This is a genomic window from Mucilaginibacter sp. KACC 22773 (assembly GCF_028736215.1).
GTDB lineage: Bacteria > Bacteroidota > Bacteroidia > Sphingobacteriales > Sphingobacteriaceae > Mucilaginibacter.
This window is the reverse complement of record NZ_CP117883.1, coordinates 5,607,988-5,623,340: the sequence shown is the minus strand read 5'-3', so window position 1 is coordinate 5,623,340 and position 15,353 is coordinate 5,607,988. Positions and strand designations below refer to the sequence as shown.

Annotated in this window: 15 protein-coding genes; all 15 read left to right on the top strand. The window is 43.1% G+C overall.

What is annotated here, in order from left to right; genetic code table 11:
• The first annotated feature begins 4 nt into the window (after positions 1 to 4).
• The 15 genes from PQ469_RS23220 (at position 5) to PQ469_RS23150 (ending at position 15,340) form a co-directional block, all read left to right on the top strand.
• Complete coding sequence (locus PQ469_RS23220) at positions 5 to 1,702, top strand: tetratricopeptide repeat protein (RefSeq protein ID WP_274209788.1); 1,698 nt, start codon at positions 5 to 7, stop codon at positions 1,700 to 1,702.
• A 284-nt stretch (positions 1,703 to 1,986) separates the two neighbouring features.
• The gene (locus PQ469_RS23215; protein ID WP_090651790.1) at positions 1,987 to 2,358 is read left to right on the top strand and encodes an NADH-quinone oxidoreductase subunit A; all 372 of its coding nucleotides are present in this window, start codon (positions 1,987 to 1,989) and stop codon (positions 2,356 to 2,358) included.
• A 120-nt stretch (positions 2,359 to 2,478) separates the two neighbouring features.
• Positions 2,479 to 3,021 (top strand): NADH-quinone oxidoreductase subunit B, encoded by a 543-nt coding sequence (locus PQ469_RS23210; protein WP_090651791.1) that lies wholly within the window; start codon positions 2,479 to 2,481, stop codon positions 3,019 to 3,021.
• A 2-nt stretch (positions 3,022 to 3,023) separates the two neighbouring features.
• A complete protein-coding gene (locus PQ469_RS23205; protein ID WP_274209787.1) occupies positions 3,024 to 3,527 on the top strand; it encodes an NADH-quinone oxidoreductase subunit C in 504 nt (167 codons plus the stop codon).
• A gap of 63 nt (positions 3,528 to 3,590) precedes the next feature.
• On the top strand, positions 3,591 to 4,802 hold the full coding sequence (locus tag PQ469_RS23200; protein ID WP_274209786.1) for an NADH-quinone oxidoreductase subunit D: 1,212 nt from the start codon (positions 3,591 to 3,593) through the stop codon (positions 4,800 to 4,802).
• Positions 4,795 to 5,319: an NADH-quinone oxidoreductase subunit NuoE family protein gene (locus tag PQ469_RS23195; RefSeq protein WP_274209785.1), complete on the top strand. Its 525-nt coding sequence runs from the start codon at positions 4,795 to 4,797 to the stop codon at positions 5,317 to 5,319. The genes PQ469_RS23200 and PQ469_RS23195 overlap by 8 nt, the downstream gene beginning before the upstream one ends.
• Before the next feature lie 4 nt (positions 5,320 to 5,323).
• Entirely contained in the window at positions 5,324 to 6,685 is a 1,362-nt protein-coding gene (gene nuoF / locus PQ469_RS23190) for an NADH-quinone oxidoreductase subunit NuoF (protein WP_274209784.1), read from the top strand.
• Between the two features lie 191 nt (positions 6,686 to 6,876).
• Complete coding sequence (locus tag PQ469_RS23185) at positions 6,877 to 7,866, top strand: NADH-quinone oxidoreductase subunit G (RefSeq protein ID WP_439699265.1); 990 nt, start codon at positions 6,877 to 6,879, stop codon at positions 7,864 to 7,866.
• The gene (nuoH, locus tag PQ469_RS23180; RefSeq protein ID WP_274209782.1) at positions 7,866 to 8,906 is read left to right on the top strand and encodes an NADH-quinone oxidoreductase subunit NuoH; all 1,041 of its coding nucleotides are present in this window, start codon (positions 7,866 to 7,868) and stop codon (positions 8,904 to 8,906) included. The genes PQ469_RS23185 and nuoH overlap by 1 nt, the downstream gene beginning before the upstream one ends.
• Positions 8,907 to 8,910: 4 nt before the next feature.
• The gene (locus PQ469_RS23175) at positions 8,911 to 9,408 is read left to right on the top strand and encodes a NuoI/complex I 23 kDa subunit family protein (RefSeq protein WP_147053380.1); all 498 of its coding nucleotides are present in this window, start codon (positions 8,911 to 8,913) and stop codon (positions 9,406 to 9,408) included.
• 60 nt (positions 9,409 to 9,468) lie between these two features.
• Positions 9,469 to 9,966: an NADH-quinone oxidoreductase subunit J family protein gene (locus PQ469_RS23170; protein WP_090651869.1), complete on the top strand. Its 498-nt coding sequence runs from the start codon at positions 9,469 to 9,471 to the stop codon at positions 9,964 to 9,966.
• The gene (gene nuoK, locus PQ469_RS23165) at positions 9,966 to 10,295 is read left to right on the top strand and encodes an NADH-quinone oxidoreductase subunit NuoK (protein ID WP_090651799.1); all 330 of its coding nucleotides are present in this window, start codon (positions 9,966 to 9,968) and stop codon (positions 10,293 to 10,295) included. The genes PQ469_RS23170 and nuoK overlap by 1 nt, the downstream gene beginning before the upstream one ends.
• A gap of 198 nt (positions 10,296 to 10,493) precedes the next feature.
• On the top strand, positions 10,494 to 12,404 hold the full coding sequence (nuoL, locus tag PQ469_RS23160; protein WP_274209781.1) for an NADH-quinone oxidoreductase subunit L: 1,911 nt from the start codon (positions 10,494 to 10,496) through the stop codon (positions 12,402 to 12,404).
• Between the two features lie 22 nt (positions 12,405 to 12,426).
• On the top strand, positions 12,427 to 13,902 hold the full coding sequence (locus tag PQ469_RS23155) for a complex I subunit 4 family protein (RefSeq protein WP_274209780.1): 1,476 nt from the start codon (positions 12,427 to 12,429) through the stop codon (positions 13,900 to 13,902).
• 55 nt (positions 13,903 to 13,957) lie between these two features.
• Positions 13,958 to 15,340 (top strand): NADH-quinone oxidoreductase subunit N, encoded by a 1,383-nt coding sequence (locus tag PQ469_RS23150; RefSeq protein WP_274209779.1) that lies wholly within the window; start codon positions 13,958 to 13,960, stop codon positions 15,338 to 15,340.
• Positions 15,341 to 15,353: the final 13 nt, after the last annotated feature.

Genomic DNA, 15,353 nt, shown 5'->3' with positions numbered 1-15,353 from the left:
TAAGATGAAAATGATCAGTAAAATAGCTAAGGCAACATTAGGACTGGTATTAATAGGTTCATCATCAGTTTTTGCGCAAAGTCTAGCCGACGCCAAAAAAGCTATTGACGCCGAACAATATCAGAAAGCCAAATCGATGCTTAAAAACCTTACGGCCACGCAGGCCGACAAGGACGAGAATTTCTTTTACCTGGGTTGGGTGTACATCAAACAGGATTACTCCGACTCGGCTAAGGCGGCCTTTAACAAAGGTATTGCCGTAAACCCAAAATCTGGTTTAAACTATGCCGGTTTAGGTGCTGTTGCCCGTTTGGATAAAGACAAAGCAGGTGCTACAACAAACTTTAACCAGGCCGTAGCCCTTGCAGGTAAAAATGCGAAGCCTTATGTATTTGTGGGTAAAGCTTATTTGCTGCCGGTAACTACAGATGGTAAAGTATCTGTTGACGATGCAAGCGCTGCAATCGCGGTGTTGCAAAAAGGTAAGGTTGTTGCCCCTAAGGATGTAGAACTATTGATTACGTTAGGTGATGCTTATGCTTCGCAAATAAAAAGTAATGAAGCTTACCAGGCTTATTCTGATGCATCAACCATCGACCCTAAAAACCCTGCTGCTAAAGTTGCAACCGGCGTTTTATGGAGGTATGCTAATAACTTTGAGGATTCTGAAAAGCAATTCCAGGATGCTTTAGCCATCGACCCTAACTATGGTCCGGCTTACCGCGAGTGGGCCGAAACAGATAACCGTTGGGCAACAACTGACCCTAAAATGGCGTCAGTAAAAATTAAACAAGCAGTTGAGGAATATAAAAAATATATAAGCCTGACAGATCAATCACCAGAATCGCAAATGCGCTATGCCGACTTCCTGATCAGCGCAGGCCAATATGCCGAATTACAGCCTGTTGCTTCTGATTTGGTTAAAAACGCAAATTCAAACTTAAGGGCTTATCGCTATCAGGCTTATGCCGCTTATGAAAATAAGGATTATCCTGCCGGTTTAACAGCCATGAATACCTGGATGACAAAAGCAGATCCTAAAAGGATTGTACCCCGCGATTATTTATACCTGGGTCGCTTACAGATGAAAACAGGTACAGATTCGGTAGGTATCAATACTTTGAAAAAAGCGTTAACAATGGATTCAACACAAACAGATGTGTATGGAGAAATTGCGAAGTCATTATTCCAACAGAAAAAATACCTTCAGGCTGGTGATGCTTATAAGTTAGTTACCGTAAAAGGTGGCCGTGCTGTGAAACTTACCGACTATTTTTACGAAGGTATTAGCTATTACTACGGTTACGATGAAAAGAAGCCAGGTGCTGACTCGGTAATTGCTAAAGCTGATTCGGCTTTTAGCTATGTTACTCAAAAAGCGCCCACAACTTCAGATGCATACATTTACCGTGCACGTGTTAACGAGTTGAAAGATAAAGACCGTAACAACATTGTAGGCTATGCCAAGCCGTTTTATGAGAAATACATTGAAGTTGCAACTGCTAAAGGAGCACCAGATGATAAAACTAAAAAGAACCTTGCAGAAGCCTATGTTTATTTAGGTACTTACGCCGAATTTAAGGAAAAAGATTTGGCCAAGGCTACCGATAACTACACCAAAGCAAGGGACAACGACCCCAATAATAAGCAGGTAGTAGCTTTCTTCGCCCGCAAAGCAGGCGGAGCCGGTAAGAGCAAATAACTTTTAGAATCAAGAGATAAGAATCAAGAGTCAAGACGAGGAAAAGCAATGCTTTCCTTATCTTGACTCTTTTTTTGCGCCGGGCCGCAAGAGGGGTTAAGATTTAATATCAAAAGGCGACGCGGTTATTATGTGGAAACTTGCGAAGTTTAAAAACTTCGCGAGTTTGATCGTCGCCTCATATTTTCAAAGGTGTACGGGCCGTATGAAGATATTTTTTCGTCTTAACTCTTGATTCTTGACTCTTGATTCTTTTATTATTAATCCATTAGTATATTTGCAGCATGGAAGCACACAGTTTACCGGGTAGCTATCTGCCCATCATATTTCAAATGCTGGTTGCATTAGGGTTTGTTGTTACTACCATGTTTGTAACGCATAAAATTGGTCCTAAACGTAAAACAAAAGATAAGCTTACACCTTTTGAATCGGGTATTGAGGTTGTGGGTAATGCCCGTACGCCTATTTCTATCAAGTATTTCCTGGTAGCCATCCTGTTTGTATTGTTTGATGTGGAAGTTATTTTTATGTACCCATGGGCGGTTAATTTTAAAGCTATGGGCGAACAGGGAATGATTGAGATGTTCATCTTCATGGCTACCCTTTTATTAGGTTTTATCTACGTTATTAAAAAGGGCGCTTTAGACTGGGATTAGTTTAGAACAATTCTAAATATAGCCATCGGCTACGCATAGTGTACCTTTTACATCGTTATTTATGTAATTTTGCGCTCGTTACCTGTTAAGGCAGGTAATGTTTTCTATTAACATTATTCAATGAGTGATATTCAAATAGTTAATGCCCCTATGGGGGTTGAAGGTTCCGGTTTTTTTGCCACATCGCTTGATAAGGCGGTTGGCTTGGCCCGCGCTAACTCACTATGGCCATTGCCTTTTGCCACATCATGCTGCGGTATTGAATTTATGGCTACAATGGCTTCTCACTACGATCTTTCGCGTTTTGGTGCCGAGCGTTTAAGTTTTTCGCCACGCCAGGCAGATTTGCTGATGGTTATGGGTACTATAGCCAAAAAAATGGCCCCGGTACTGCGCCAGGTTTACCTGCAAATGGCCGAGCCCCGCTGGGTTATGGCTGTTGGCGCTTGTGCATCAAGCGGTGGTATTTTTGATACTTACTCTGTGTTACAGGGTATCGACGAAGTTATCCCGGTAGATGTTTATGTACCAGGATGCCCGCCACGCCCCGAAGCTATCATTGATGGTTTTATGAACATACAGGAACTGGTAAAAACTGAAACTGTGCGCAGAAGAAATGAGCCTAAATACCAGGAATTATTAGCTAAATACGGAATTCAATAGTAATGGCCCAGATACCCAACGAAGAGCTTTTAAAAAGAATCGGCGAGAAATTTGGCGAGCAGGTTACCTTAGTGGGTGAGCCTTATGGTTTGCTGACTGTAGAAACAAGCCGCGATCAGATCATTGACCTGTTAACTTTCCTGAAAACAGACCCGGCCCTTAAGTTTATATTTTTAACAGATATTACCGGCATTCACTACCCAGAGCAGGAAAAGCAAATTGGCATTATTTACCATTTGCACAGCCTTACTACCAACACCCGTATCAGGATAAAGGTATTTTTGGCTGATGGCGATGTCCATATCCCGACTGCCACCGTACTATGGGAAGGCGCTAACTGGATGGAGCGTGAAACTTACGACTTTTTTGGAGTGATCTTCGATGGTCATCCCGACTTGCGTCGTATTTTAAATGTTGACGATATGACAGCTTTCCCGATGCGGAAAGAATTCCCGTTGGAAGATCCTAACCGTGTGGATAAGAAGGATTACTTTTTTGGAAGATAAATACATGCCGCACAGGGTAACCTTACGCGGCATCACTATATAAAAGAAATATAAATTATACTGATGCAAAACCATCCTGTATATACAGATAACGATCCGCAAAGCGAGCTTTCAACCTTAAACCTCGGCCCAACCCACCCTGCTACCCACGGTGTGTTTCAAAATGTGCTGCAGTTGGATGGAGAAAGAATTGTGAGCGGCGTATCAACCATAGGCTATATTCACCGGGCGTTTGAGAAAATTGCCGAACACCGCCCTTTTTACCAGATAACCCCGTTAACCGACAGGCTTAACTACTGTTCATCACCCATCAATAACATGGGCTGGCACATGACGGTAGAGAAACTGTTAGGCATCACCACACCAAAGCGTGTTGACTATCTGCGTGTAATTGTGATGGAACTGGCCCGTATTGCCGACCACATTGTTTGTAACGGCGTATTGGGTGTAGATACCGGCGCTTTTACCGGGTTTCTGTATATGATGGAATTCCGCGAGGCTATCTATGAAATTTATGAAGAGGTTTGCGGTAGCCGACTAACTACAAACATTGGCCGTATTGGTGGTTTTGAACGTAATTTCAATTCTATCGCTTTCGCCAAACTGCGTAAGTTTTTGGTTGATTTCCCTAAAACATTAAAGGAGTTTGAATCGCTGTTTAACCGTAACCGCATTTTTGTCGATAGGACAAAAGACGTGGCTGCCGTTACCGCCGAAGAAGCTTTGAGCTATAGCTGGACAGGCCCTTTATTGCGTGCCGCCGGTGTTGATTACGATGTAAGGGCCATGAACCCATACTCGTCATATGAAGATTTTGATTTTGAAGTACCGGTAGGTACTAATGGCGATGTTTACAGTCGCTTTTTGGTACGTAATGAAGAAATGTGGCAAAGTTTGCGCCTGATTGACCAGGCATTAACCAAACTGGACAAAGAGCCATCGGATGTTTTCCACGCCGATGTGCCGGAGTTTTACCTGCCTCCAAAAGAAGAAGTTTATAATAACATGGAAGCCTTGATCTATCACTTTAAAATTGTGATGGGCGAGATACCAACCCCTAACACCGAGGTTTATCATTCGGTTGAAGGTGCCAATGGCGAATTAGGTTTTTATTTGGTGAATGATGGCGGGCGCAGCCCATACCGTTTGCATTTCCGCAGGCCAAGCTTTATCAATTACCAGATGTACGCGCCAATGAGCCGCGGTATGTTATTATCAGACGCGATTATTAATATGAGTAGTTTAAACGTTATAGCCGGAGAGTTAGATGCTTAGAGTTGAAGATACTCAGGTTTCGGTTGAGTTTAGCCCGGAACTGCTGAATAAATTTGCTGATGTGGTTACCCGTTATCCTGCAGGTAAGCAAAAATCGGCATTGTTGCCTATCCTGCACTATGTACAGGCCGAGTTTGGCTGGGTAAGCCCGCAGGCTATGGATAAGGTAGCAGCCTATTTGGATATATTGCCGATAGAGGTTTACGAAGTAGCTACATTTTATACCATGTACCTGCTTAAGCCAAGCGGTAAATACGTATTGGAAGTGTGCCGTACAGGCCCATGTGGTGTAGTTGGTGCCGATAAGATCATGGATCATATTGAGCAAACACTTGGTGTACCCGAAGGCGAAGTTACTGCCGATGGCTTATTTAGCTGGAGAGGCGTAGAGTGCCTTGCAGCCTGTGGTTACGGCCCCGTGCTTCAAATTGGCCCCGAATATACCTTTTACGAGAATTTAACTAACCAATCAGTTGATAAACTGATTGGAGATTTAAGGGCAAAAGCAAAAAATTAAAGCAATGGGACGCAAATTACTTTTAGAACATATAAACGTACCCGGCATCAATACATTTGATGTGTACCGCCAAAAGGGTGGTTATGCATCTGTAGAGAAAGCTTTAAAAACCATGACGCCTGAGGCGATTGTGGAAGAGGTAAAAAAATCAGGCTTACGCGGTCGTGGTGGTGCGGGTTTTCCAACCGGCATGAAATGGAGCTTTTTGGCTAAACCCGAAGGGGTAGAACGTTACCTGGTTTGTAATGCCGATGAATCGGAGCCTGGTACTTTTAAAGACCGCTATTTGATGACTTACATCCCTCACTTATTAATTGAGGGGATGATTGTAGCCAGCTTTGCGTTGGGTGCCAAAACATCATATATCTACGTTCGTGGCGAAATGATGCCGCAGATCCGCATCCTGGAAAGGGCCATCGCGGAAGCAAAGGCAAAAGGATTTTTAGGAAAAAATATATTAGGATCGGGCTACGACCTGGAGCTGTATGTACAACCGGGTGGTGGTGCATACATCTGCGGAGAGGAAACCGCCCTGTTAGAATCATTGGAAGGCAAGCGTGGTAACCCGCGTATTAAACCACCATTCCCGGCTATTGCTGGGTTGTATGGCTGCCCAACAGTGGTAAACAATGTGGAATCAATTGCTGCCGTAGTGCCGATCATCAACGAAGGTGGCGACGAATATGCTAAAATAGGTATTGGCCGCAGCACCGGTACCAAGCTGATCTCGGCCGGTGGTAACGTGAAAAAACCAGGTGTTTACGAAATTGACCTTGGCCTGCCTGTTGAGGAATTTTTATACTCCGACGAATATTGCGGCGGCATCGCCAACGGCAAACGTTTAAAGGCGGTTGTAGCGGGCGGTTCATCTGTCCCTATTTTGCCGGCAAATCTGTTCCTGAAAACCATTAACAACGAACCGCGCCTGATGAGCTATGAATCATTGGCCGATGGCGGATTTGTAAGTGGTACCATGATGGGCTCGGGCGGTTTTATAGCTTATGATGAAGACCAATGTATAGTACGTAATACCTGGAACTTTACCCGTTTTTATCACCACGAAAGCTGCGGACAATGTTCGCCATGCCGTGAAGGTACCGGATGGATGGAAAAAGTATTGCACCGTTTAGAGCATGGCCATGGTAAAATGAGCGATATGGACCTGCTGGTTGATGTATCTAAAAAGATTGAAGGAAATACCATTTGCCCGCTTGGTGACGCGGCAGCATGGCCGGTAGCCAGTGCTATCCGCCACTTCAGGGATGAGTTTGAATGGCATGTAACTAATGGAGCAGAAGCAGTGACCCGTAATTTCGGTTTGGCACACTACGCAGATCCATTACCGAAACCAGAGGTTTTGGCATAACATAATACACCGCCCCACTATGTCATTGCGAGGAACGAAGCAATCTCATAGAAAGGGCGACGACTATGCATACGACGAGATTGCCACGCTACGCTCGCAATGACATATCGGAAAATAAAATGCTTCTAAACTTTGGAGTTTAGATAATAGGATTTAGAGTTTATACGAGGACGTTATATATATAAATGTCGATGAAAGTAACGATTGACGGAATACCCGTTGAAGTAGAACCAGGAACAAGCATACTTAATGCCGCGAGGCAGATAGGTGGCGACATTGTTCCGCCTGCTATGTGCTATTACTCCAAACTGGAAGGCAGCGGTGGTAAATGCCGTACCTGTTTGGTTAAGGTGACCAAAGGATCTGAAAAAGACCCACGCCCTATGCCAAAACTGGTAGCATCATGCCGTACCGGTGTTATGGATGGCATGGAAGTGCAAAATATTACATCGCCCGAAGTTATTGAGGCCCGCAAAGGTGTGGTTGAAATGTTATTGATCAATCACCCGCTGGATTGCCCTGTTTGCGACCAGGCCGGCGAATGTCACCTGCAGGATTTAGGCTTTGAGCACGGCGCGGCTAAAACCCGCTACGAATTTGACCGCCGTACTTTTGAAAAAATTGATATCGGCGATAAAATTCAGCTGCACATGACGCGCTGCATCCTTTGCTACCGTTGTGTTTTCACTGCCGACCAAATCACCAATACCCGTTTACACGGTATCCTGAACCGGGGCGATCATTCTGAGATATCTACTTACATCAGCAAAGCTGTTGATAACGATTTCTCGGGCAACGTAATAGATGTTTGCCCGGTAGGCGCGTTAACTGATAAAACCTTCCGCTTTAAAAACCGTGTTTGGTTTACCAAGCCGGTTGATGCACACCGCGATTGCGATAAATGCTGTGGTAAAGTAACTTTATGGTATAAGGGCGAGGATGTGATCAGGGTAACCGGCCGTAAAGATGTTTATGGCGAGGTAGAAGAATTTATCTGCAATACCTGCCGCTTTGATAAAAAGAAAACGGCTGATTGGGTAATTGAAGGCCCGCGTAAAATATCGCACAAATCGGTTATCAGCTCAAATCATTACGAGTTTACGCCGCTGCCGGTTGTTAAAACCAACCCGGTATTACTGGAAGCCAATAAAGAACAATTTGAAAGGGATACACGCTTATAATGGGAACCGATTTAATATTTAGGATTGTACTGATCGTTGTTATTTTCCTGATCAGTTTGGTTGTAGCCATGTACTCAACTTATGCCGAGCGTAAAATAGCGGCGTTTTTCCAGGATAGGATAGGCCCTAACCGTGCCGGTCCGTGGGGAATTTTACAGCCGCTTGCCGATGGTGGCAAGATGTTTTTGAAAGAAGAGATCATCCCTACAAATGCTACCTCGTTCCTGTTCATCGTGGGGCCTTGTTTGGCTATACTGACAGCCTGTATAGGCTCGGCAGTTATTCCATGGGGACAAAAAATGGTTATTGGCGGTCATATTGTCGATTTGCAGGTTACCGATATTAACGTTGGTGTATTATATATCTTCGGCGTAGTATCATTAGGCGTTTATGGCGTAATGATTGGCGGCTGGGCATCAAACAATAAATACTCATTGTTAGGCGCTATCCGCGCGGCATCGCAAAATATCAGCTACGAAATTTCGATGGGCTTATCCATCATCGCCTTATTGATGCTTACCGGCACTTTAAGTTTGAAAGAGATTGCCGAGCAGCAGCACGGCTGGAACTGGAATATACTGCGTCAACCGCTGGGCTTTTTGATATTTATCGTATGCGCATTTGCCGAAACCAACCGTACCCCGTTTGACTTGCCCGAGTGCGAAACCGAGCTTGTAGGTGGTTATCACACGGAGTACTCATCAATGAAATTAGGTTTCTATTTGTTTGCAGAGTATATCAATATGTTCATTTCATCGGCAGTGATGGCTACCCTTTATTGGGGCGGTTATAACTATCCTGGTATGGATTGGGTTACAGCACATGTAGGCCCTGCAATTGGCCCGCTGATTGGGACAGTTGTGCTATTTGCAAAAATATTCCTGTTCATCTTCTTCTTCATGTGGGTACGCTGGACAATTCCGCGTTTCCGTTATGATCAGCTGATGGATTTGGGCTGGAAGATATTGATACCATTGGCTATTGCCAACATAGTGCTTACCGGTGTGGTGAGTACAGCACTTAAACACTTTGGATTTTAATTAAATGGAATCATTAAGCAATAAGAAAAAAGTATTGGAAGTAAAGCCGCTCAATTTTCTGGAGCGTGCTTACCTGCCTGCCATTGTTGGCGGTTTGGCTACTACCATGAAGCACTTTTTCAAAAAACCGGTAACAATTAGTTATCCTGAAGAGAAGCGTGAGTTTTCTGAAAACTTCCGCGGCATGCATTCGCTTAAGCGTGATGAGGATGGTAAAGAACGTTGCACCGCATGTGGTTTGTGCGCTTTATCATGCCCTGCTGAAGCTATTACCATGACAGCCGCCGAGCGCCAGAAAGGCGAAGAGCACCTGTACCGGGAGGAAAAATACGCCGCTGTTTACGAAATAAATATGCTGCGTTGCATTTTTTGCGGCTTATGCGAAGAGGCCTGCCCTAAAGAGGCCATTTACCTTGACGGAGATATTGTACCTGCCGACTATTTAAGGAAGGATTTTATTTACGGTAAAGACAAATTAGTAGAGGCACCCTTAAATCAATAAAGAAGTTTTATACCTTTGCCCAACCTTAAAGCAGGGCAAGGGTATTTTGTAAATATAAACATGAGTACATTTTACTTCATCGCGTTTTTGTCCATATTCTTTTCGATATTGGTAATCTCGGCCAAAAATCCGGTACATAGTATCCTTTATCTTATACTTACCTTTTTTACGTTCACCATTCACTACATTTTACTGAATGCCCAGTTTTTGGCTATCGTGAATTTTATAGTATACATGGGGGCTATCCTGGTGCTGTTCCTGTACACCCTGATGCTCATTAACCTTAATAAGGAAAGCGAGCCGGTTAAGCCTTTTATGATCAAGATAGCCGGTGTATTTGGCGGGGGCATTCTTGCTGTTGCCATAGCATCGTCATTAAAACTGGTTGCCACATCAAACCCGGTGGTATTGCAAAACCCCGACCTTGGGTTGGTGAAAAACCTGGGTAAAGTATTGTTTAACGAATTTTTATTGCCATTTGAAGTGTCGTCTGTATTGCTGTTATCGGCAATGGTAGGCGCTGTTTTACTGGCTACAAAAGACCCTAAAACTACATAATGGAAAGTTTAACAAATACCATGCACGCGGTGCCGCTTAATCATTACATATTGTTAAGTGCCATTATTTTTTCGATTGGCGTAATGGGCGTATTAATCCGCCGCAATGCCATTGTGATATTTATGTCGGTTGAGTTGATGCTGAACTCGGTAAACCTGTTGCTAACCGCATTTTCTGTATACAGGGGCGATGCTACTGGCCAGGTTTTCGTATTCTTTATTATGGCGCTGGCCGCCGCCGAAGTTGCAGTAGGCTTGGCTATTATCGTAATGATCTATAGAAACACCAATTCGATAGATATTAACGTGCTGAACAGGCTGAAGTGGTAGTTGCCATTTCGGATTTCGGAATTTTGATTTCGGATTTAAGGGATTAGAAAAAATACATAACAAACCGTCATTGCGAGGTACAAAGCAATCCCCGATAGGCAAACCGGATTTGCATTGAGGAGAGGGTTTTACTCTGACAACTGACGATTAAATAAATAGAAACGTATAACGTAGTACGTAAAACGTATAACTCAAAACATGAATCAATATATCTGGCTTATTCCCATATTACCGTTAGCCGGTTTTGTTATTAACGGGCTTGGCCGTAATTCATTATCAAAAGGCGTAATAGGCTTTATTGGCAGTGCGCTGGTATTGGCATCTTTTGCCTTAAGTATTGCCGTTTTCTTCCAGGTAAAAGCCACCGGGGTAATTAACGTTAATTATTTCGATTGGATTAACGCAGGCCCTGTAAAAGTGCCTTTCGCGTTTCTTGTAGATCAATTGAGTTCTATCATGCTGCTGATTATTACCGGGGTAGGTTTCCTTATACACCTATATTCTATTGGCTATATGCATGATGATAAAGGCTTCGGTAAATTCTTTGCTTATTTAAATCTGTTTGTGTTTTTCATGCTTTTATTGGTGATGGGTTCAAACTACATCATCATGTTTATAGGATGGGAGGGTGTTGGTTTATGCTCATACCTGTTGATAGGTTTTTGGTATACCAATGCAAGCTACGCGGATGCCGCTAAAAAGGCATTCATTATGAACCGCATTGGCGATCTTGGCTTTTTGATGGGTGTATTCCTCATCATCTATGCTTTTGGCACCGTTGAATTCGCATCCCTTTTCCCTAAAGTAGCGGCAATGAAAGTTGGCGCCGCGCCGCTTACAGCTATTGCTTTATTGCTGTTTGTAGGTGCAATGGGTAAATCGGCACAGTTGCCGTTGTTTACCTGGTTACCGGACGCGATGGCCGGCCCCACACCGGTTTCGGCATTAATACACGCTGCAACAATGGTTACTGCCGGTATTTATATGATTGCCCGCTCAAACATTATTTATACATTATCGCCATTTGCTATGGAAGTGGTGGCAATAGTAGGTTTGGCTACAGCATTGTTTGCCGCACTAATTGCCCTTACACAAACCGATATTAAAAAGGTGTTGGCTTACTCAACCGTATCGCAATTGGGCTATATGTTTTTGGGTCTGGGCGTTGGCGCTTACACAGGTTCTTTCTTCCACGTATTAACCCATGCTTTTTTTAAAGCCTTATTATTCCTTGGTGCGGGTTCTGTTATTCATGCAATGGGCGGCGAACAGGATATGCGCAAGATGGGTGGATTGAGAGGTAAGATAAAGATTACCTTTTGGACTATGATGATAGGTACCATTGCGATTTCTGGTATCCCGCCATTCTCAGGTTTCTTTTCAAAAGACGAAATTTTAGCCCACGCCTACGAACATAGCACTACGTTTTATGTAATTGGTGTGTTTACAGCGATGCTAACATCTTTCTATATGTTCCGGATGATGTACCTTACTTTCTGGGGTAAATTCCGCGGAACGCATGAGCAGGAACATCATTTGCATGAGTCGCCGGCTACCATGACTATTCCTTTGATTGTATTAGCTATATTGTCCATGGTGGGTGGTTTAATAGGTGTGCCCGAAGTATTAGGCGGCCACCATGAGTTAGGGCAATACCTTGCGCCGGTATTTAAAGCATCAACTGCCGCGTTGCCAATGCATGAATTATCTGCAGGTACAGAAAAAGCATTGATGATAATTTCGGTAGCCTTAGCATTTGCAGCATTAATTTATGCTTATGTTAAATATGTTAAAAACGGCCGCGTACCGGTGGCTGATACCGAGGAGCGTCCTGCACTAACCAGCTTATCATACCATAAATTTTATGTTGATGAGCTGTATGACTTTCTTTTCCGTAAGCCTTTGGATTTCCTGTCAACCTTCTTCTACAACGTGGTAGATAAATTAGGTATCGATGGCCTGGTTAATGGCATAGGCAAGGGTACAATTGAAACCAGTAAAGGCTTGCGCTTATTGCAAACAGGTAATGTAGGTTTTTACATATTTGTAATGGTACTGGGTATTATAGGCGTGCTGCTGTATACCGTATTTGGATTAACTAAAGTATAAACGATAGCGTTTAAAACATAAAATGACCGTTAGTATATTAATTTTTTTACCGGTAATTGCTGCAGTTATAGTAGCCTTTTTAAAAGGCAACACAGCTAAATATGCCGCCTTATTTTTTGCAATAGCCGAGCTGGCAGTAGCGGGCTTGTTTTTAAGCAAGTTTGTACCCGATGCAACTTCGCAGTTTGTTATAGATGCCCCATGGATACCAAGGTTAGGCATTTATTTTAAAGCGGGTATTGATGGGATTAGCATGATTGTAGTGTTACTTACGGTATTGCTTGTTCCGCTTATCATATTAAGTACATTTAAGCATGAGTACAAAAACGCGGGTGCTTTTTACGGCTTGATTTTGTTTATGCAGGCTGGCTTGTTGTTGGTGTTTACTGCGATGGATGGCTTTTTGTTTTACGTAGGATGGGAGGCTGCATTAATTCCAATTTACTTTATATGCGCCCTTTGGGGTGGCGAAAATCGTATCCGCATTACGCTTAAGTTCTTTATCTACACGTTTGCAGGTTCGTTGTTTATGTTGGTGGCCATCATCTACCTGTACCTGCAATCACCAACGAAAACGTTTGATATACATGCCTTTTACACTTTAAAATTAGGCACTCAGCAGCAATCATGGGTGTTTTTGGCGTTCTTTTTGGCATTTGCCATTAAGATGCCTGTATTCCCCTTCCATACCTGGCAGCCCGATACTTATACAGAAGCCCCAACCGGCGGTACCATGATGCTATCAGGTATTATGCTTAAGATGGGTGTATATGGCGCTATTCGCTGGATGATCCCAAATGCACCTGCAGGTCTTGACCACTGGCAGGCCATTATCACTTCGTTAGCAGTAATAGGTATTGTTTATGCATCAATTATCGCTTTTAAGCAAACTGATGGCAAGCGTTTGGTGGCTTACTCGTCTATTGCCCACGTTGGCTTAATTGCCGCAGGGATATTTTCATGGAGCCAGCAGGGTGTACAAGGAGCGATGGTGCAGATGCTTAATCACGGTATAAACGTTGTTGGTATGTTTTTTATCTGGGATATCATCAGCACCCGTTTAAACACCCGCGAGATAGGAAATCTTGGTGGTATTGCTAAAGTAGCACCTAAATTTTCCATAGCGTTTTTAATTATTGTATTGGGTACTGTAGGCTTGCCGTTAACCAATGGTTTTGTAGGCGAGTTTTTACTGTTAGATGGGGTGTTTCAGTATAGCGCATTCCATTACATGAATATTGCTTTGGCTGTTATTGCCGGTACAACCATTATTTTAGGTGCGGTTTATATGCTGCGCATGTACAAAAATGTAATGCAGGGCGAAGCCAATGAGTTGACCAGTAATTTTAAAGACATCAGCGGATCTGAGCAATTGGTGCTTGGTATTATCTGCATATTAATAATTGGCATAGGTATTTATCCGCAACCTATTTTGCACATATCTGAGGCGGCTGTTACTAATTTGATAAATACTTTGAATACAAAACCAGCCTTTTAATGCAGGCTGCGCGCATTTAGAGTTTAGAATTTGGCTTTTAGAATTTATTAAAAACATGACTACTTTAATCATCATATCTGTTTTACCAATAGTGTTGCTGTACCTTGGCTTGTACAAGGCTTCAAAGGCATTATTACCTGTTACCATTGTTGGTTTGCTTGCTGCGCTGGCTTGCGCTGTGGGCGAATACAAAAGGCCCGATACCACAATTCCTACTTTTCATGGTATGATGATGTTCAATAATTTTTCTGTTGTATTTTCATCAATAGCTATAATAACAACTATTTTAATCCTGCTCTTATCAGCGGGATATTTTGAGAAGATAAGTAACCACGTTGCCGAGTATTACGCTATTATCCTATTTTCATTGACAGGGATTATTGTAATGGTTTCTTACTACAACCTAACCATGATGTTTATTGGTATTGAAATCATGTCGGTAAGTTTATACATCCTGGCGGGCATCAAGAAGAGCGATTTTGCATCAAACGAAGCTGCTTTAAAATATTTTCTGATGGGGGCGTTCTCAACAGGTTTCTTATTGTTTGGTATTACTTTGCTTTACGGCACAACAGGCTCTTTTAGCCTCGAGGTTATTAATGATTGGGTTGTCGCGCATCCACACGCCGATCCTATGTTTTATACAGGCATAGGGCTTATCATCGTGGGCCTTTCCTTTAAAGTGGGCGCTGCTCCGTTCCATTTTTGGACACCGGATGTATACGAAGGCTCGCCAACCCTTATAACCGCTTTCATGTCTACAGTAGTAAAAACTGCAGGTTTCGCGGCATTCCTTCGTTTGTTTTCGGTATGTTTCGCACCACTATCAGATTTCTGGACACCAATCTTACTTGTCATCACTGTAGCAACATTGTTTATAGGCAACATTACCGCATTATATCAGCAAAGCTTTAAAAGAATGCTTGCTTTTTCAAGCATTTCGCATGCTGGTTACCTGCTTTTTGCAATTGTGGCTTTAGGTGCAAGTTCGGCCAATTCGGTGTTTATTTATGCAACTGCCTATTCTGTTGCATCCATTGTAGCTTTTGGTGCCCTTATTTTAGTGCAGCAACAAAGCGGCAGCGACAATTTTGAGAGTTTTAATGGCCTTGCAAAAAAGAGCCCTTTTCTGGCATTAGTACTTACTGTTGCCATGCTTTCGTTGGCCGGTATCCCGCTTACTGCAGGTTTTATGGGCAAGTTTTATATGTTTACCGGTGCACTTGCTAAATACCAGTTTTGGCTGGTTATAGTAGCTGTTGTAAACGCAATCATCAGTATTTTCTACTACTTCAGGGTTATTGTGGCTATGTACTTCAAGGCGGCAGATAGGGCCGAGCTGGTAGTGCCGGCTTACTATAAAATTGTTTTTGCTATTTCGGCATTGGCAACTATCGTCATCGGTGTTTACCCTGATTTTATTTCCTATTTCATTTAATAGTAACTGGGTA

Bases quoted from the DNA above. Each gene is read 5' to 3' on its own strand.
- PQ469_RS23220 (WP_274209788.1), top strand. From the start codon at position 5: ATGAAAATGATCAGTAAAATAGCTAAGGCAACATTAGGACTGGTATTA.
- PQ469_RS23215 (WP_090651790.1), top strand. From the start codon at position 1,987: ATGGAAGCACACAGTTTACCGGGTAGCTATCTGCCCATCATATTTCAA.
- PQ469_RS23210 (WP_090651791.1), top strand. From the start codon at position 2,479: ATGAGTGATATTCAAATAGTTAATGCCCCTATGGGGGTTGAAGGTTCC.
- PQ469_RS23205 (WP_274209787.1), top strand. From the start codon at position 3,024: ATGGCCCAGATACCCAACGAAGAGCTTTTAAAAAGAATCGGCGAGAAA.
- PQ469_RS23200 (WP_274209786.1), top strand. From the start codon at position 3,591: ATGCAAAACCATCCTGTATATACAGATAACGATCCGCAAAGCGAGCTT.
- PQ469_RS23195 (WP_274209785.1), top strand. From the start codon at position 4,795: ATGCTTAGAGTTGAAGATACTCAGGTTTCGGTTGAGTTTAGCCCGGAA.
- nuoF (WP_274209784.1), top strand. From the start codon at position 5,324: ATGGGACGCAAATTACTTTTAGAACATATAAACGTACCCGGCATCAAT.
- PQ469_RS23185 (WP_439699265.1), top strand. From the start codon at position 6,877: ATGAAAGTAACGATTGACGGAATACCCGTTGAAGTAGAACCAGGAACA.
- nuoH (WP_274209782.1), top strand. From the start codon at position 7,866: ATGGGAACCGATTTAATATTTAGGATTGTACTGATCGTTGTTATTTTC.
- PQ469_RS23175 (WP_147053380.1), top strand. From the start codon at position 8,911: ATGGAATCATTAAGCAATAAGAAAAAAGTATTGGAAGTAAAGCCGCTC.
- PQ469_RS23170 (WP_090651869.1), top strand. From the start codon at position 9,469: ATGAGTACATTTTACTTCATCGCGTTTTTGTCCATATTCTTTTCGATA.
- nuoK (WP_090651799.1), top strand. From the start codon at position 9,966: ATGGAAAGTTTAACAAATACCATGCACGCGGTGCCGCTTAATCATTAC.
- nuoL (WP_274209781.1), top strand. From the start codon at position 10,494: ATGAATCAATATATCTGGCTTATTCCCATATTACCGTTAGCCGGTTTT.
- PQ469_RS23155 (WP_274209780.1), top strand. From the start codon at position 12,427: ATGACCGTTAGTATATTAATTTTTTTACCGGTAATTGCTGCAGTTATA.
- PQ469_RS23150 (WP_274209779.1), top strand. From the start codon at position 13,958: ATGACTACTTTAATCATCATATCTGTTTTACCAATAGTGTTGCTGTAC.